Genomic DNA, 18,860 nt, shown 5'->3' with positions numbered 1-18,860 from the left:
CCCCTGTCATGGTAGCCGCAAAAACATCGAATGCCTGTTTAGCGGTTTTTACAGCAGGCTCCGCTTAGTGATTGTAAAGAACCGCTTAATATTCTTCTTGCAAATGCATTTACTTCATTCAATAATGTCTTGCGTTGTCATTTTGCATTAAAAGCAAGAATAACCTGTAGTCGAGGACGCCAAAACAATGCTGGGGCTAAAGCGTAAATGTCGGAACTGAGTTGTAAGGCTGCGACCTTGGGTGATGGCGGGGCGGGCCGCGCGGTGGAGCGCTTGTCGTGAGCGCCGGCAGTCGCCAGGTCCGGCTGCAGTGGCGCGAGAGGCTTGGCTTTGGTGCCGGCGACTTGGGTTTCAATCTGTACTGGACAACCATAGCCTCATTTCTCGCCGCGTTCTATACGGATGTTTTCGGCATCTCTGCGGCAGCAGCCGGCACTATGTTGTTTACCACCAAGATTGTCGACGCGTTTACCGACCCGCTCATGGGCGGCATCGCCGATCGGACCAACACACGCTTCGGCAAGTTTCGGCCCTACCTGCTGTTTGCCGGTGTGCCCATGGCCGCGGCAGCCGTATTGACATTTACCACGCCGGACCTGCCGGCGGGCGGCAAGCTGATCTGGGCTTACGTCACTTACACGGCAATGATGGTGTTGTACACAGTGCTCAACACACCCTATTCAGCGCTGTCGGGGGTGATGACGGCAAGTAGCCAGGAGCGCACGACCCTGATCAGCGCGCGATTCTTTTTTGCTTTCACCGGCGGCGCCCTGGTCAACAAGTTTACGTTACCGCTGGTCGAACACTTTGGCGGCGGCGATGACGTTCTCGGCTGGCAACTGACCATGCTCCTGTACGGCGCTATCGCCGCGATAATCTTCTGCATCACATTTGCGACCACCAAAGAGCGTATCGCACCACCGCCGATGCAGAAAACTAAGCCGCTGGCGGATATTGGTGACCTGCTGCGCAACCGGCCGTGGCTGATCCTGTTCGTGCTGGCAATGGTTATTATGATGACCATCACTATGCGCGCCGGCTCTGCCTATTACTATTTCAAGTACTACGTCGAGCGTCCCGATCTGCTGCCCAACTACCTGTTCTGGCAAATGGTCGCCTATGCTGCCGGCGCCCTGCTGGCGCCGGTGATGACGCGTTTTATGGATAAATCGAAGCTTTTGATGCTGTTGATGGGCATCGTCGGCGTGTTGTCGATCAGCTTCTATTTTGTTCCCAAGGACATGATCTGGGCCATGTTCACGCTGAATATCCTGATCAGCCTGGCACTGGGTCCGAAATCGCCGCTGACCTGGTCGATGTACGCCGATACGGCGGACTATAACGAATGGAAGAACGGGCGTCGCGCTACCGCGATGACATTCTCCGCCGCGACATTTTCCCAAAAGCTGGGGGGCTCTTTCGGGTCCGCGGGCATGCTTTGGGTGTTGGCGGCGATCGGCTATGTCGCCAATGAAGCCCAGAGCGGGGCGTCGCAGCACGGCATCGCACTGTTGCAGACAGCAGTGCCCGGCGCGTTCGCGCTGCTGGCTGTGATCGTCACGCGTTTCTACTCGCTGACGGGGGCCCAGTTGCAAACTATTCAAGAAGAACTTGAACATCGACATGAAGAAACTGCTTAAACCGGTCGACGGCGGCGAGCGCTACGAGTTGCGCTGTCCGAAGGCGATGCCTCAGGCCAGCACCTTCCTGTGGAATCGGAATATGCTGCTACAACTCAACTGCCGGGGGTTTGCGGTTGCTCAACATATGCAGCCGGAACCATCAAAATACTCCCACGCGCCCCTGCTTGAGCACAAGACCTTTATGCAGCCGGAACAGCCGCAGTATGCGCATCATCCGGGGCGTTTTGCCTATATTCGCGATCGGGAGACAGGCAGTGTTTTCTCGGCACCACACGAGCCTGTGCGCGCAGAACCTGACGACTTCGTGTTCTCCGCCGGGCGCAGCGATGCGCAGTGGCGCCTGCGCAAAAACGACATCGGTATACGCATGTCTGTCGCGCTTCCCCTCGATGATGTGGCAGAACTCTGGACCATCGAAGTACACAACGATTCCGGCAAGCCGCGCAGACTCGACCTGTTTCCCTGTTTCAGCATTGGCTATATGAGCTGGATGAATCAGTCGGCGGCCTACAGCTCTGAACTGGGTGGTATAGTCGCCAGATCGATAACACCTTACCAGAAACTCGAAGACTACCCGCACATCAAGACACTTAAAGACTGGACAGTGTTGTTGCATGGAGAGAGGCCGAGCGCATGGGAGGCCTGCCGCGACGTCTTTGAAGGCGAGGGGGGAATCCAGCACCCCGACGGTGTGGAAAATGGCGGGCTTCACAATGGCGATGCGATTTACGAGACGCCGATCGCAGCGCTCCAGTACCGGCTGAATCTGGCACCGGGTGAGTGTCGGGAATACCGCTTTGTATTTGCACCGGTCCGCAACGGTGAACAGGCGAAAGTACTTCGAACAACGTACCTCGCCAGTGGTGGCTTTGAAGCCGCTCAAGCGGAGGTAAAAGCGTTTCAGGAACAGCGTCAGGGTTGCATCTCGATCAGCACGCCGGATGCGGAACTCGACAATTTCGTTAATCACTGGCTCAATCGGCAGGTGTTTTACCACGGTGATACAAACCGGCTGACTACCGATCCGCAAACCCGAAATTACCTGCAAGACGCAATGGGTATGGCCTATATTGAGCCGGGACACTCCCGTGCGGCGATTCTGCAAACCCTCGCACAGCAGAAGGCTGACGGCGCACTGCCAGAGGGCGTGGTGCTGTCAAATGGCAGTGAGCTCAAGTATATCAATCAGGTGCCCCATACCGACCATTGTGTCTGGCTCCCCATAACACTACAGACTTACCTCGATGAAACAGGCGATTATGCATTGCTGGACGAATGGGTCGAGAGCCACGGCGAGTCGCTTAGTGTGCTGGAACGGGTGACGCGGGCGATGCGTTGGCTGATCAACAACAGCGACCACCGGGGCTTAAGCCTGATTGCGCAGGGCGACTGGTGCGATCCCTTGAATATGGTCGGGCACCAGGGGAAGGGCGTGTCCGGCTGGCTGACCATCGCCACGGTGCACGCGCTGACTATCTGGGCAGACATCACCAAGGCAGTCCGGCTTGAAAACTTATCCGTTGAGATGCGCACCGCCGCGGAAAAATTTACCGCAGCCGCACAGCAGCACTTGTGGGACGGCGACTGGTTTGCCCGTGGTATTTCCGACGCCGGGACTGCGTTAGGTGTCAGTAGCGACGAGGAGGGGAAAATCTGGCTTAACCCACAGAGCTGGGCTCTGATGTCCGGTGTCGCAACACCGCAGCAACAGGAAAAAATCAAGGCCGCCGTGCGCGAACATCTCGAAACCCCGTTTGGTCCGATGGTGTTGGCACCGTCCTACACCTCGATGCGAGAGCATATCGGGCGGGTGACGCAAAAACACCCGGGCACCGGTGAGAACGGTGCGGTCTACAATCATGCGGGAATGTTCTGCATTTATGCGCTCTACGCTATCGCCGACAGCGATCGCGCGTTCACAGAGCTGCGGCGAATCATTCCCGGGCCCGGTGACGAGCACTGCCTTCAACGCGGGCAGCTGCCGGTGTTTATACCAAACTACTACCGCGGTGCGGTAAAGCAGTTTCCGCGCACGGCCGGCCGGTCCAGCCAATTGTTTAACACGGGTGCCTGTAGCTGGCTCTACCGGATTATCGTCGAGCAGTTGTTTGGGCTGCGCGGTATTGTGGATGATGGTGGCGCAGGGGGCACTGCAGGCGGATTACAGGTGGCTCCTCAATTGCCGGCGCATTGGCAGCGCGCAGACGTTACACGCCACTTCCGTGGAGCGACGTTTGATATACAAATGCAACGCGACGACAGTGTGGATAAAACAACATTGACGGTCGGTGACAAGGTTGTGACCGACGGTATTATTCGTGATATCGAAGCCGGCAAATGCTACAGCGTCAAGGTGTTGCTGCCGGGAGCCCTCAGCTCGGAATCAGGAGCCCACAGCTCGGGATCAGGAGCCTTCAGCTCCGAATCAAGAGCCCTCAGCCCTGAATCAAAAGCCTTTAGCGCAGAAGTGGGAACTCCCGACGTAGCGCCGGGAGATTCAAAGTGACGCCGCCGCTTATCGTCTGTATGGGCGTCAGCGGCGCTGGCAAGTCGACCAGTGCACAGATATTGGCGGCGAAGTTCGAACTGACCCTGATCGAGGCGGATGATCTGCACAGTCTCAGCAACAAACAAAAGATGCAGGCAGGTGCGGCGTTGACAGATGCGGACCGCGCCCCTTGGATGCAGGCTGTTTGCCGGCAACTCAGCACTTGTGCTGAACGCGGCATCGGCTGCGTACTGGCACACAGCGCGCTGAGACGCGCGCATCGCGAGCAGCTGCGAAGCTGCGGCCTGCGTACACTGTTTCTACATCTCGATGCACCTCGTGAAACTATTGCGCGACGGCTGCGGGAACGCGAACATCACTATATGAACGCTGAACTGCTCGACAGCCAGTTCGAGGCGCTGCAGCCAACCGATGGCGAAGCCGATGTCGTTACACTTACGGCCCTGGACCGGGAAGCGCTGATGGCGCAGGCGTCTGCCAGGGTCGTTGACTTTATTGCCCAAGGTACAATTACAGGAGATACGGGCCATGCGGTTACCACTCATCACTAGTGCGTTACTGATTGCCGGGGGAGCGCTCGCATTCGAAGCGCCACGCACCGCAACAGCACCGGTTATCGATGGCGATCCGTCGGATGCCGCCTGGCAGCAGGCCAACTGGCGTGAACTGGATCAGCGGGTGCTTGGCAGCATGCCGTCCCCCACTGACTTCAGTGGCCGCTATAAGCTGGTTTGGACCCCCGCATACCTTTACCTGCTGGCAGAGATCGATGACGATATCCTGATCGATGCCCGTGCCGACCCGCTGGTGCAGTACTGGGATGATGACACGCTGGAAATCTTTATCGATGAGGATGCCAGCGGCGGCAATCACCTCGAAGACTTCAATGCCTTTGCTTATCATATTGCACTGGATAACCAGGCGGTCGATATCGCACCGTCCCGTGGCCAGGTTAGCCCGCGTCTGTTCCCGGGTCATATCGAGGCGCGCTGGCGACGCAGTGTGAAGGGGAGTGCAAAAGCTGAGGCGACAGCCGGTACTCAGATGAGCAACTCGCTGTATTGGGAGGTACGTATCGCCGTGCACAACGACAGCCATGTTTATGGCGACGATTTATCATCGCGCGTGACGTTAGCGGCGGGTAAAAAATTAGGGTTTATGGTGGCCTATTGTGATGCCGATGACGCGCGTGGTCGCCAGCATTTTATGGGTGATGTTGCCATCAAGCCGGTCGACGGCGACCGCAACCGGGGATATATCGATGCCAGTGTGTTTGGCGAGTTGACCCTCGTCGAGTAACATTCACTGCGCAGCAGTGTGGCAAGTAAAAATCATACCCATTCAATAAAAAAGCACATCACTACAGAAGGCTCGACGGTGACAGCGTAATTGCTTAAAATGGCAGCGCTGGACATTCAAGCGGCGTGCAGGATGCTCAACTCGTGCTTTGACCAGAGAATATTTTCACGTCGGTTGCACTGAGGTCTCGATCCGGGGACAGTCCTTCGGGACCTTCGCCAGCAGGGATGCTGGCACAGAGCTTACAGGGGTGGAGCGTGAATCAGCGAAGCACTGCTTCGTCCGCGCAACGCCCGAAAACTATGATTTCGGGTTGTGCCCGCTTGCGGGTATTGACAGCGTGTCCCGAAGGGCTGTCCCCGGATCGAGACCGTGTCAGCTAAGGACACCAAACCCCGTTTTGGGTGAAAGCCTTTATTTGTCAAAGTACCAGTGCGTTAGCCAGTTACGCAGATAGCGCCCGAAATTTTATTTTGCAATAAGTAACGATGGACAGGTTTGTATGACGAGCACCACAGACAAGCACCCACTTGACCGTCCTGCGACAATCACCGATGTTGCCGAGAACGCCGGGGTGTCGATGAAAACCGTGTCCCGAGTCCTGAACCGCGCGCCGAATGTCAAACCGGCTACCCGGGCCCGGGTTGAGGCGGCGATGCAGACACTCGGTTACCGGCCCAATTCGCCCGCGCGCATGCTGGCCAGCAATCAAACCTATCTTATCGGCCTTATCTACAATGCCAGTTCGAGTTATATCACCAGCATCCAAAATGGCGTACTCAGCGCCTGCCGCCCCGAGCATTACGACCTGCTGATTCATCCTTGCAGTTATGACAGCCCGTCACTGCTTGACAATATTGGTGACTTCATTGCGAGCAAGCGCGTCGACGGTCTGGTCCTGGTACCCCCGGTATCGGATGTCGCCGGTATCCGCGAACTGTTGATCGAGCACGGTGTTGTAAACGTCGCTATTTCCCATGAACCGGAAGACGAGACGGACTGGGCCGTGTGTACAAACGATCGCGAGATCTGCAAAAACATGGTTCGGCACTTGTCTCGCCTCGGTCACCAGCGAATAGCCTTTGTGCGCAGCCACCCCGACCACAAAGCGATGGCGGACCGTTATCTGGGATACCTGGACGGCATGGCGGAAGTCAAACTCAAGGTCAATGACGCACTGGTTGTGCAGGGCGAGAATACCTTTGAATCCGGTATCGACTGCGGCGTTCAACTGCTGCGGCAACGGCCGCGCCCGACAGCCATCTTTTGTGCAAATGATCATATGGCCACTGGTGTGATGAAAGTGGCCCATGAACGCCGTCTGCAAATTCCGGGCGATGTTTCGATCGCCGGTTTCGATGATATTCCGGTTGCCAAACAGGTTTGGCCACAGTTGACTACGGTAAGGCAGCCTCTCGAGGCCATGGCGAAACTTGCTGCAGAGGAATTGATTCGTCTGGTGCGCAACGAGAAACCACAAGAACTGCGGGTTGTCGTCGATGCGGAACTGATTATCCGGCAGTCTACCGGACCGGCACTGGTGGACCCAGACTAATGACCCCGATAAAACAGTTGGCATGCATCTGGTTGCGCACACGAGCGATGCTGGCAGTAGTATCTGCCTGTCTCTTAAGTGCCTGTACATCGGTACCTGATGGATGGCAGGTAGTAGAGGCGCAGGGTACCCTGACACCCCGCCATGAAGCCGCTTTTGTTGAACATCAGGGCGTTTTCTATTTGCTGGGCGGGCGCCGCGTTAACCCCGTCGAGGCCTTCGATCCCGCCACGCACCAATGGACGCAGCGGTCTTCAACGCCTTTAGAGCTACATCACTTTCAAGCCGTCTCCCTGGGCAATGCCATTTATATCATCGGCGCGATGACCGGAGGCTATCCCGGTGAAACACCCGTTGACCGGGTGATCAAATACTATCCTGCGGAAGACCGTTTCGAGTTCACTCACGAGATTCCTGAATCGCGCCGCCGCGGTGGTGCCGGTGCCGTGGTCTACAACAACAAGATCTATGTGGTCGGCGGCATAACCGATGGTCATCGCGGTGGCTACCAACCCTGGCTTGATGAATATGATCCTGTTACCGGTCAGTGGCAGGCATTACCCGATGCACCCAATGCCAGGGATCACTTCCAGGCGGTAGTGGTGGGAGACAGGCTGTATGTCTTCGCCGGGCGGCGTTCCTCCCAGGCGACCGGTGAGACGTTCAACCTGGTGACGCAATACGGCAACGTTTTCGATTTTAAACAAAATCGTTGGCTGCCGGTGACAAAAAGTCTTGCCGTTCCCACCCCCCGTGCCGGCAATATGGCGATTGCATGGGGTGAAAAAGTCATTATCGCCGGAGGCGAATCCGCCAGGCAGATCACGGCCCACAATGAAATCGAGGTTTACGACACGCGAACCGGGACCTGGGCGAACTGGCCAGGTCTCAATGTCGGCCGCCATGGATCGGGCCTCGCTATTCGCGATGGCTACCTGTATACCGTGTCGGGCAGTGGTAAACGCGGCGGCGAACCGGAATTGTCATCGGTCGAAAGACTCAAGCTACCGGCTGCCAAACGGTCAGAAAGCAGTTCGACACCGGCGCCGGTCTCTGAAACCCCGTCCGGCGCAGCAGATTCTGACAAAACACAGCCGGATGCAACGCTGATACACCAACGCTGGCACACGTTGACGCTGTCGTTCAACGGGCCGATGACGGCTGAGAGTGCGACCGACAACCCTTTCACAGACTACCGCTTAACAGTCACCTTCGAGCATAAGGACACTTCCTACAGAATTCGCGGTTTCTTCGCTGCCGATGGCGATGCGGCGAACACAGGGGCGGATGCCGGCAGCGTTTGGCAGGCGCGATTTACACCAGATCGGGAGGGGCTGTGGAAATATCGTGCCGAACTCGGCCACGGCGCAGATATCGCGATCGATGACGATCCGAACGCTGGCAGACTTGCCCCGCTGGCAGAATCCACCGGCCATTTTCTGGTTGTGCCCTCCGACAAAAGCGGCCGGGATTTTCGCGCAAAGGGCCGCTTGGTTGCCGGCGGCGGCTATTTCCAATTCGCCGGGTCGGGTGAACACTGGTTAAAGGGCGGGGCCAACAGTCCTGAGAATTTTCTCGGTTTCACCGGCTTCGATGGCACCTCGCTCGCCGCCACCAGCGCGCGCGAGGGCGAAGCGGTCCGCGATAACAACATGCATCACTACAAACCGCATTTAAGGGATTGGCGCCTGGGAGACCCTGTCTGGGGCGACAACCGCGGTAAGGGCATCATTGGCGCAGTGAATTATCTCAGCGCCATGGGTATGAATGCGGTGTATTTCCTGACACTCAACCTCGGTGGTGACGGCAATGATGTCTGGCCATTTGCCAGCGCCACCGATTTTGAACGGTTTGACTGCAGCAAACTCGACCAGTGGGAAATCGTGTTCCAGCATATGCAGTCACAAGGCATCCTGTTACACCTGGTGACGCAAGAAACCGAGAATGAGCGCCTGTTGGATGACGGTGACACGGGGCGTTTGCGCAAACTGTATTACCGGGAACTGATTGCGCGCTTCGGCCATCACCTCGGTCTGGTCTGGAATTTGGGCGAGGAAAACGGCCCCGCGGACTTCTCTCCCCATGCCCAGACGGATGCGCAGCGAAAAGCCATGGCGAACTACCTCTCCGCCAGCGATCCCTACGGCCACCCCCTGGTTATCCACACGCACTCCAGTGCGGCGGCAAAACATGAAATACTCGGGCCGCTGTTGGGTCTCAAGGCGCTCGAAGGGGTGTCGTTCCAGGTTGATGAGCGACAACGGGTGAATGCAGAAATTGCCGAATGGCGGCAACTGTCCAGAGACGCAGGCCGGGAATGGCTGATCACCATGGATGAGATTGGCAAGTGGCACACCGGCGCTTTGCCGGACTCCGAGGACCCGAATCACGACAGCCTGCGACAACATGCCCTCTGGGGTGCGATTCTGGGCGGCGCCGCAGGTGTGGAGTGGTATTTTGGCGCGCACTATCCCGCCAATGACCTGAGTTCAGAGGACTGGCGCCTGCGGCACCGTCTATGGCAGTTGACGCGAATAGCACTCGATTTTTTCTCATCGGACCGACGTTACTGGGACTACCGGCCCTGCAATGAGCGCATAGCGGGGGAGGGCGCTTGGAACGGTTACTGTGGGGGATTGCCGGGACAGGAATATGTGATCTACTCGCCTGGGGATGCAAAGCGTGTTTTTGATGGGACTGAGTTGAGTGGGGGCTACACGATCCAGTGGTTCGATCCCATTCGCGGCGGCGGTCTTCGGCAAGGCACCTTAACTACACTACAGGGTGGAGCGCTGCAGTCGCTTGGAGATCCGCCTGACAGTGCCCGGCAAGACTGGGTGATACTACTGAGTAAGCAGTAGCACGCCGCAATAACCCGGGGTGCTGTGCTTATATCTATTCGCCAACGAACTTTAATCCCGGGTCATTGCGCCCGTATCAGGTCCAGTAGCGCCCTGTTGCTCTCCACTTTGGAGGCCAGCAGACCCGCATTGCGGGACACGGTATCTATCGCTTTCCTCGAGAATTCGCTGACTGACGGCGAGTTTCTGCGGGGATTCGATTGGGTTTCAAACTGCATGCCGTAGAGCACATATTGATAGCTCGCCGCCGGGAAAGCCTCTTCCAGGCTGTCAAAGTCTGTCTTCCAGGGTGCCTGGTATCGCCACAGTGACAAATCTTCTTGAAGCCGTGCTGACAATGTTGACCGGGACGCGGCTTCGCGCCAAAAAGGCTGTTGGCGATCCGACAACACATAGTGCAATTTTAGGAAGTCAATAACACGTTCCCACCGGTAGAGAAAGCGCTTGTTGAAGCGTTTCGAGACGATATCCATAGCCGCCCGGGTGGTTGGCATTTGATCGGCAAGCATAGTTGCCGAGGCTTCGATCAACATGATGGCCGAGGCTTCCAGGGGTTCCAGAAAACCCGCCGCCAAACCCACGGCTACGCAGTTGTGGTGCCAGAACTTTTCCCGATGGCCCGGGTTGATTGGGATACGGCGTGGTTCGAGTTGCTCAAAGGCCTGGTTGTCGATCCCGAGGTAGGCTTGTAGCTGCGCTGCCGCCTGTTCTGGTGGGAGGTGGCTATTGGAATAGACATAACCGACGCCGCGCCGGCTGGAAAGCCCGATATCCCAAATCCAGCCGGCTTCCCGGGCGGTGGCGATGGTCGTCGATTTGACCGGCTCGTGGTCCGCATAGGGCACTTGCACCGCCAGGGCTGAATTGATGGGGAACTGCGCGCACTTGTCGATAAACCTCACGCCGTAGTGCTGCCCTAAGAGCAGCGATCTAAAACCGGTGCAATCGACAAACAAATCGGCCTGCAGCTCACCGGACTTTTCTGTGCACACCCCGGCAATATCACCATCGCTTTGTGATACAACGCCAGTGACTTTGTCGTAGACCAGGCGGACGCCCAGGTTCTCAGTGCAATGGTTTTTCAGGAAGTCGGAAAACTTACCGGCGTTTAAATGATAGCCATAGTTGGCGACGCCCGAGTAATTGCCCGAGCTGCGTAACTTCGGCGACAGATCTCTCTCGCAAAGGTACTCCTGCACGCAGACCAGTTTGGAAAGCGATACGGATGGTTGGGTATCGACCCAGTGCTGGGCAAGATTTCCCTCGAAGAACCCCTGCGGCAGTTCGAAGGGATGATAGTAGTAGTCCTGCGCTTCGCCGGTCTTCCAGCCCACAAATTTAGAGCCCTGTTTGAAGGAGGCATCACACGCTTTCAGGAAGTCGACTTCCTTTATACCCGCAGTGTGCAAGGTCGCCCGCATGCCCGGCCAGGTTCCCTCGCCAACGCCGATAATCGGGATATCCGGCGCTTCGATCAAGGTGATTTGCAGTCCGCCCCCTTCGCTATAAGGGTGCTTGCCTGCAAGAATCGCCGCCGTCAGCCAGCCTGCGGTACCGCCACCCACAATAAGAATCGAACTTACAGGCTTGGCGGTATTCATACTTCGACAGCACAGTACTGGCGCAGAAAGTCAGCATGCGTGGGCATGTTCTTCACACTGCGGTCAATGCCGGCTTTCAAATCTGCCAGGGCTGCTTGCAGTTGGCCATTCGCCACGAGACGGCCCATGGGGTGATAGCCGTGACTGTCCAGGCCCTGACCGCGCATTACCTGGTTCCAGGAGTCCACCCGAAACAAGTCTGAATCATCCTGGTAGGCGATGGCGGCGTCTGCGTAGAGTTCCATCCGGTGTTTCAGTGTATCCGGCACTTCGAGTGCAGCCCTTTCCTGCCAAAATGCAGAGTCCTGGCGCCGATTCAGTTTATAGTGAAGTATAAGAAAGTCGCGAATGCTTTCCAGCTCTGCAGTGGAATAACTGTTGTAGTGATTTCTGAGCGCCTCGCTGACACCATTGAAAGGAAACATTTGCACGAGCCTGGTCGCACCGATTTGAATAAGGTGAATACTGGTGGATTCCAGAGGTTCCAGGAATCCGCTGGACAGTCCCAGTGCGATACAGTTCTTGGCCCAGGCCTCTTTGCGTTTGCCGGTCAGAAAGCGAATAGGGCGCGGCTGCGAAACCAATTCTCCGTCAAGGTTGTCCATCAATATAGCGTGCGCCTCGTCATCGGACAGATGATCGCTGCAGTAGACATGTCCGTTGCCGACACGATGCTGTAAAGGAATCCGCCATTGCCAGCCGGCCTTACGGGCAATCGATCGCGTATAAGGCAGTATGTCCCCGGAGAGTTTGGTTTGCACAGCCAGGGCCGAATTCATGGGCAGCCAATGACTCCAATCCTCGTAGTCGACGCCGAGCGCCCCGTTGATCAGCAGGGCGCGAAAGCCTGTACAATCGATAAACAAATCACCCGCTACGGACTGCCCGTCTTCAAGGTCCAGGCTCTCGATAAATCCGGTATCAGGATGGGTGTGTACCTGTTTGATTTTGCCTTCCAGGCGTTTTGCGCCGCGCTCTTCGCTGAAGGTCCTTAGAAACTTTGCATAAAGACTGGCGTCGAGGTGATAGGCATAACTTATTTGTGAATCCGGCGAAGTCGCGAATTTTCCGGCCTCGGCAGCTTGTAGTTCAAAGCAATAATCATCCATATCACCGGCCCATCCCTGCGATTTTGCGTAATGCCACATATGCTGAAAATCGCCCATCCAGGTCGATCGGCCGATCTTGCCAAAAGAATGGATATAGCGGTCACCTAACTGTCCCCAGTTTTCAAAAGCGATGCCAAGTTTAAAACTGGCCCGGGTGGCGCGCATAAACGCCTGTTCATCGATCCCAATTAATCGATGAAAGGCCTTCTGGGTCGGAATCGTCGCTTCGCCCACACCGACGGTGCCAATAGCATCGGATTCAATCAGCGTAATATCGAGCAGGCGACTCAACTGGCTCGACAAGGTCGCCGCCGCTATCCAACCGGCCGTTCCACCACCGGCAATCACTACTTTGCGGACAGTCTGGACCATAGATCCTGCTCCTTTTATTTGGTGCTGGAGTTCACTACCGGTTGAGTTTCTTTAGCAGTTTGGCTCGCAGCCGCCTCGCTGTTATATCAGTCATGGGGGCCAAGGGCCCCTGGATATACTCGGGCAAATGCTCGCGGGCTCTATTTGAATCCCCAAAAACATAGTAGTCAAAAAGACTGCGCCAGGCACTTTTTTCAGAGGCTGGTCGATCGCGCAGACTTAGCAGCGCATGCAAAAGCGTGTTCATCGGATCATCCATAAAAGGGGAGACAGGGTTCCACCAGTAGTTAATCAGGACGTTGAAATCCGCTAGCGCCTCGACCTGATGCCACCACATGGCCGGGTAGACTAAAACATCGCCGGCCTCCAGGTCGGCAACCTGCGCCTGCTGCAAGGCTTTTTCCGCATTTGGGAATTGTTTGAAATCCGGTGCATTCAGGTCGACCATGCTCACCACCTGGCCGCCCGGTGTCGGCTCTAAAGGTCCGGGATAGAGGTTTTCCACTTGATCCGGTGGGAACAGGGTAAAGCGCCGCCGCCCGACCATACAGGCCGCGATATTATTTGACACGTCGAAGTGAGTGGCCGCCGTGGTTCTATTGCCCAGCCAGATACCCACGCGGGGCGGATGTTCCGTAAACAACTGGCCGCTAGGTGCCAGGCCATCGTTTGCCACCAGACCGGGAAAATGATTGTCGAGTTCCGCGGAGCCCACGTAAAAAGCAGCGCCGGTTCCCTCGAGCTTTTCATTGTTCAGTGTCTCAAAAAACTCAGCCAGGGGCATGTATTCAGTCGTAAAGTTTAACCCGTCCATCTGCGGATTGTAGAAAAACCGGGTTTTGGCTTCAGCGCCGGCTGTATAAATCAGAACCGGCCGCTCATTGGCAAAAGCGGATAAATGCGACATTGCCGCCCGGTCCGATGCGCGGCCGGCGGTCACCAGGGGGCAACCGGCCAGGGCGCCTTTCACAATACAGGGCTCACCGCCAGCAATGAGTGCGTCGAAGTCCACCTCTGCGAACTGAAGACCTTCGATAGTGTTGGTTTTTCTCTCCACTCTCATGGCAGTGGCCGGTTATTCTCTCAGCTCAACGGGTTTGGCTTTTCTTGAGGGCCTTCATATCGACCAGGCGTGACATGTTGCCAGCCGACGATATCACCGCAAAGCAGTGTTCCAACAGGCCCAACTGGTTGAGTTTATGCAGCTCGTCGCCCGTCAACGCCTGCATGCGTGATTTGCTGACCGTAAAGACATCGGGCACGGTATATTTCATTGTTTCGCCAAAGCTGGCCTCGACTGTCACGGGTTCAATTAAATCAAATGACTGCAGATGGGCAAAGAAGTCATCGACGATCTCGGCTCCCACGTGAATTCTACGCAGCACCTGTAACATCTCTTCAAAATAGGGTGAATATCCCCCGTGGGTCAGAAATAGGTTCTCTCCTTCGTCATTGTTTACCCTGGCGTCATCCATGTCGATGCTAACAATCGGGTCGGCTGGTTCTGCGCTACCGCTTTCAGCCCCCCGCAGTTTGAGTGTCAGTGGACCTCGCATATGCATCGCCGGTACGTATCTTGCGTTCCAGTGGTCTGCCTCTATAAATAGATTTTCATCTTTATCGAGACCCAGTAGAGCGACGGCATAGAACTTGCGGTCATCCGACTGGCGAAAGAAGAGGGGGTACTCTCGTTGTAGCGCCTGAAATTCGGTGGGAAATACAAGCGTCTGATTGACGTTGTTGCCAAATGCCGCGCCATACCGGATTTTGACTTTCAGGCTGCTGTGAGTTACGTGATCAAGTGCGGTAAACCTTGGCATCGCGCAGACATCCCCCGATTGATCTTTATGAAATGGGTGGCATTAAAGAATCCCGGCCGGTGACTCTCATTTACCGCTTAATCTGGCCGAAATACATTCTGCCATAGTTGCCGCCGATTTAGCAAAGTGGTGAAGTCAGTGCCCGGATAGTGCAGGTCTTATATCGCGTTTCATTTAAACTACAGGGCTTGAAAAAAGAGGGGTCACAATCCAATGGTACTTGCTTCAGATGCCTACCTTCGCTTCAGGCGCCTACTTTTGGTGATGATACTTAATAGGATCTACACCGCTCATCGACCCTTATGGGGTCCTTACTGAACTTGATTAAAAATACCGGGGGTAGGTTTGCCTCTGGGTGGCGTTTTCAGAAACTCTCGACAGCAGGGATGCTGTCGTGACCAACAGTAGGCGCTTTAGGCGAGCCCCAGGGATGGGTTCACGGCGTGTTTCTGAAAACGCCACCCAGAGGCAGACCGATCAATTGGCACGTATTTGTCGAGGTACCACAACCACCGAAAGTAGGTGCCTGAAGCGAGTGCTGTTTGGGCCACAATCAATGTGGCCCCGCCCCAGGTCTACTTCGCTCCGAAGCTTAGAATTTATAGCGTAAACCGAGATAGTACCTGGCTGCATTTTCACGGAGGAACTGCATATCGGTTCGCGAGCGGGCGAAGTTTCTCGAACTCTCTTCGTTAAGGTTGATGCCCGCGAATGACACCGAGAGTTGGTCGGTGATCTCATAGCCTATACTCAGATCGACTTGGCCGTATTCCTCGACGAAAATCGGGTTATTGAAGCCACTGTCATCATTGGTGTTTGAGAGGAATTCATCCCGCCAGTTGTAGGCGAGGCGCGCCGAGATGCCATACTTCTCGTAAATCAAGGTGACATTGGCGGTGTCACTCAAACCCGTCAGGGCAAACTGACTGGTATCCGGGGCGCCGGCGACATTGAATCCCACGTCGCCATTGACCACCGTATAACTGGCGGTGATGCCAAAACCGGTGTCACCGAAGAAATGTTGACCTTGGATTTCGACACCATCGATCGAGGCATCCCTGTTATTCAAAGGCCTGTTTACGGCGATGGCGAATAACGGGTCATCGGCATTGGGGGACAGATCGGCATCCAGTTCCAGTTGTTCATAGACGGCCGGAAGGATATTGCCATCAGCACCCTGGTTAGCCACAAATTCGGCCTGTGCCGCAGCGATCGAATCCAAGGTGTCAATATACACGGTTGCCGCAAACAGGTTGTCCTCATTCAGGTCTGCGCCAACGGCGTCCAACAGGTCAAGGGCGGCGCCGGATCGCGTACCCTCTGCACCGGAGCTCACATCGCGCAAGCCAAACAAGGATTCCGACACCGTCTCCCGGCCGACAAAGTTGCGCACGCTCTTATCGAACAGCCCGATAGAGACATAGCTCGACTCGTCGAAATACCATTCGACGGAAACATCGACATTATCCGATTCCAGTGGCAGTAAACCAGGGTTGCCTTGCTCTGCCGTCGCCAGGTTACCTGCCAGCGCCGTTGGTCCATTGGGTGCGCGCACAGTGCCGCTGGCAAACAGATTGTCATACCTTGGCCGCGCTATTGTTTTACTGTAGGAGGCACGCACTTTGACGTCTTCAGTGACATCCAGCTCAAAGTCGACACTTGGCAAAAAGTGATCGTAGGCTGTGTCTGCCTTGAGGCCGGCCGCCGATGTTGAGGCGAAGGTCGCGAAGTCATTATTCCCCTGCCAATCGATACGCGCTGTCGGCAATGAGCTGGTGCTTGAGCTCACCTCCGTATCCTCATAACGCATACCAATGTGCAGGTGTGCATTGCGACCGGCAATCTGGAACTCGTGACTGAACTGTACATACAGTGCCAGCACATCTTCTTCAATTTCGTCGAAATCGCTATTGGTTACATCCAGCGGGCGCGGGTCAGCACCGTTGTAACCTGCCGCATAAGCTGGACTCAGGGCCTCAAAGATATCAGCGGCGTTACCGCGAACCCCGTAAACGACAGAATTGCGCGTGTTGCCATCCAAACTGGCGCCACCGATGGTGAAGTCTTCGAAGCGACAGGATACACAGAACTCCTCTAGAATACCGGCACCGGCCAGAGCTTCCACATCACCCGGATTCTCAGCACCCCAGTTACCGAGGATCTGGCGATAGGCCGTGTTGTCCGTGACGTTTGTCTGGCTGCGGTAGTTGGCACCGACAGTCAGGTTTGAGTTTGCATCGAGTTCCCAGTCCGCTCTTATATCGAATTGATCGATCTCGTTTTCCTGTGTGATCGTTCGCAGATTCGCAACCTGGCTGGCCGCTCGCGCCGTATCTACAGCCAGCGCCGCCAGCGCGGCGCTATCCAACGATGAATTGCCGGATGTCGAGATCAACTCGATGATTTGAATCGGGATGTCGCCGCTATAGTCCACAGCTTGCGAGAGGGTCCCATCGACAGGCGCATATTTCATATCGAGACCGACATTAATGCGACTGTATCCCCCGGGCGCATTCGGTTTTACGGTGGCTTCCGAGCTGTGTGCATCAAAAGTGAGGGTCAGGTTATCGGCGAGGTCAAACTCTACGTTGAAGCCGAATGAATCCAGCTCATCCTTGGTCGCCCGCAGTGTCTGCTGCATTGCCGCGCCTTTATTGTCGGCATTCTCCCTCAGAAAAATGGTTGATTGCACGGGGCTGTCATCGAATACAACCTCCGTAAAAGGTCGATTGAACCAGTTGGAGACATCGTAGCGCTCTTCCTCCGCCTCATTTTCGGCAAAGGTGTAATCGGCTGTCATGCGCAGCCGGTCGCTCGGCGCAAACTGCACCACCAACTGGCCATTCATACGTTCGCCGGTAAACTCGGAGAAGTGATAGCGGCTGTCACGCGGCAGCGCTACCAGTGCCTCCGGGTCGGTGGGTGCATTCGTTAACACTGTGTCCGGTGTTATGAAATCCTGGAAGTCGGCGAAGGTGACGACATTCCAATTGGCCGAGGTAGCGCTCGCCGCCGCACTGTCGCGCTCAGTGAAGCTGCCGACCAGGCCAATACCGAACGTCTCGTCTTCATTGGTCCAACTGAAGTTGCCGCCGATTTCAGGGGTGACGCTGTCGCCGCGATCGACGGATGTATCCGCTATCGCCTTGGCACTTATCGCGGCCTGTAAGCCCGGATTGTCCAGCGGGCGGCGGGTAACGACGTTGATGGTGGCACCGATACCGCCGGATGCTACATTGGCTCTACCCGTTTTATAGACTTCAAGAGTCTGAATACCGTCGGCGGCGAGGTTTGAAAAGTCGAACGCGCGACCGGCACCACTGGTCCCCTGGCCGTCAGTACCGCCACCCACAACCGGGACGTCGGCAGTGGGCAGTGAGCGACCGTTCAGCGTGACCTGGTTGAAGTCGGGGCCAAAACCTCGAACGGTGATTTGAGAGCCTTCACCATTGACGCGGTTGATGGATACGCCCGGAATTCGCTGGAGGGCCTCAGCCAGGTTTGTATTCGGGAACTTGCCGATGTCCTCGGCGTTGATGGCATCCACAACCCCGTAGTTGTTGCGTTTGTAGTTCATCGCATCTTCGAGGGATTTGCGGTAACCCGTTACGACAACTTCCTCTATGCTGTCAGCGTCGCCGGGCTGCGAATGGACAGCGCCGGACAAGCTGGCCGCAACAGCAACCGAAATGGCGGTTCGTTTGAGTTGGATTCCGGTACCCACGGTTGGTGGGGAGCTTTTGCGTATTATCATTAGTTAGCCCCTACATTGTCTCTTATATCGTGTTTTCTATTATATTGCCCAGGCAACGATAGGCTGCTGGACTATTATTAGCATGGACCATAGCAACAAATGACCAGCGCTGTCAAATTTTCTGATCCCGGGCTGATGATCGAAATCCACGAGCTGGTCAGATCTGGGATCTGCAGGTCATGATTCGGGTTTGGTGGCGCTGCGCAGGGGCGGTGGAGGGGGCAGGGGGGTCACCGGGCCTTCCTACTGGCGGCCGGCATCCCGCACCGGTGCACAGCCGGATAATGAGGTGCTCAAGCTGGCTGCTGACAATATGCGGTTTGTTGGAAAGTCTGTT

11 protein-coding genes are annotated in these 18,860 nt (G+C 56.0%); 6 read left to right on the top strand and 5 right to left on the bottom strand.

The annotated features are described in order from the left end of the window. Window positions 1-278: 278 nt before the first annotated feature. The 6 genes from FKG94_RS14030 (at window position 279) to FKG94_RS14005 (ending at window position 9,867) form a co-directional block, all read left to right on the top strand. Entirely contained in the window at window positions 279-1,640 is a 1,362-nt protein-coding gene (locus FKG94_RS14030) for an MFS transporter (RefSeq protein WP_142904965.1), read from the top strand. After that, window positions 1,624-4,149: a GH36-type glycosyl hydrolase domain-containing protein gene (locus FKG94_RS14025; RefSeq protein WP_142904964.1), complete on the top strand. Its 2,526-nt coding sequence runs from the start codon at window positions 1,624-1,626 to the stop codon at window positions 4,147-4,149. Before FKG94_RS14030 ends, FKG94_RS14025 begins: the two co-directional genes overlap by 17 nt. Further along, window positions 4,146-4,703, top strand: a complete 558-nt coding sequence (locus FKG94_RS14020; RefSeq protein WP_142904963.1) for a gluconokinase — start codon at window positions 4,146-4,148, stop codon at window positions 4,701-4,703. The genes FKG94_RS14025 and FKG94_RS14020 overlap by 4 nt, the downstream gene beginning before the upstream one ends. After that, a complete protein-coding gene (locus tag FKG94_RS14015; RefSeq protein WP_142904962.1) occupies window positions 4,681-5,451 on the top strand; it encodes a sugar-binding protein in 771 nt (256 codons plus the stop codon). Before FKG94_RS14020 ends, FKG94_RS14015 begins: the two co-directional genes overlap by 23 nt. Before the next feature lie 502 nt (window positions 5,452-5,953). After that, window positions 5,954-7,006 (top strand): LacI family DNA-binding transcriptional regulator, encoded by a 1,053-nt coding sequence (locus FKG94_RS14010; RefSeq protein WP_142904961.1) that lies wholly within the window; start codon window positions 5,954-5,956, stop codon window positions 7,004-7,006. Beyond that, window positions 7,006-9,867, top strand: coding sequence for a Kelch repeat-containing protein (locus FKG94_RS14005; RefSeq protein ID WP_142904960.1), 2,862 nt, complete (start codon window positions 7,006-7,008; stop codon window positions 9,865-9,867). Before FKG94_RS14010 ends, FKG94_RS14005 begins: the two co-directional genes overlap by 1 nt. 62 nt (window positions 9,868-9,929) lie before the next feature. Here FKG94_RS14005 and FKG94_RS14000 read toward each other — a convergent pair whose 3' ends face one another. The 5 genes from FKG94_RS14000 to FKG94_RS13980 form a co-directional block, all read right to left on the bottom strand. After that, the gene (locus tag FKG94_RS14000; RefSeq protein ID WP_142904959.1) at window positions 9,930-11,468 is read right to left on the bottom strand and encodes a tryptophan halogenase family protein; all 1,539 of its coding nucleotides are present in this window, start codon (window positions 11,466-11,468) and stop codon (window positions 9,930-9,932) included. Continuing rightward, complete coding sequence (locus tag FKG94_RS13995) at window positions 11,465-12,949, bottom strand: tryptophan halogenase family protein (RefSeq protein WP_142904958.1); 1,485 nt, start codon at window positions 12,947-12,949, stop codon at window positions 11,465-11,467. Before FKG94_RS13995 ends, FKG94_RS14000 begins: the two co-directional genes overlap by 4 nt. A 34-nt stretch (window positions 12,950-12,983) precedes the next feature. After that, on the bottom strand, window positions 12,984-14,012 hold the full coding sequence (locus FKG94_RS13990) for a cupin-like domain-containing protein (RefSeq protein ID WP_142904957.1): 1,029 nt from the start codon (window positions 14,010-14,012) through the stop codon (window positions 12,984-12,986). Between the two features lie 25 nt (window positions 14,013-14,037). Further along, window positions 14,038-14,769, bottom strand: coding sequence for a SapC family protein (locus tag FKG94_RS13985; protein WP_142904956.1), 732 nt, complete (start codon window positions 14,767-14,769; stop codon window positions 14,038-14,040). Window positions 14,770-15,361: 592 nt separating this feature from the next. Beyond that, window positions 15,362-18,523 (bottom strand): TonB-dependent receptor, encoded by a 3,162-nt coding sequence (locus tag FKG94_RS13980; protein WP_142904955.1) that lies wholly within the window; start codon window positions 18,521-18,523, stop codon window positions 15,362-15,364. Window positions 18,524-18,860 lie beyond the last annotated feature (337 nt).

Origin of the sequence: Exilibacterium tricleocarpae, from assembly GCF_007004655.1 — a bacterium.
Classification (GTDB): domain Bacteria; phylum Pseudomonadota; class Gammaproteobacteria; order Pseudomonadales; family Cellvibrionaceae; genus Exilibacterium; species Exilibacterium tricleocarpae.
Note: the sequence above shows the minus strand (reverse complement) of the source record. Positions and strands in the feature narration are given on the sequence as shown.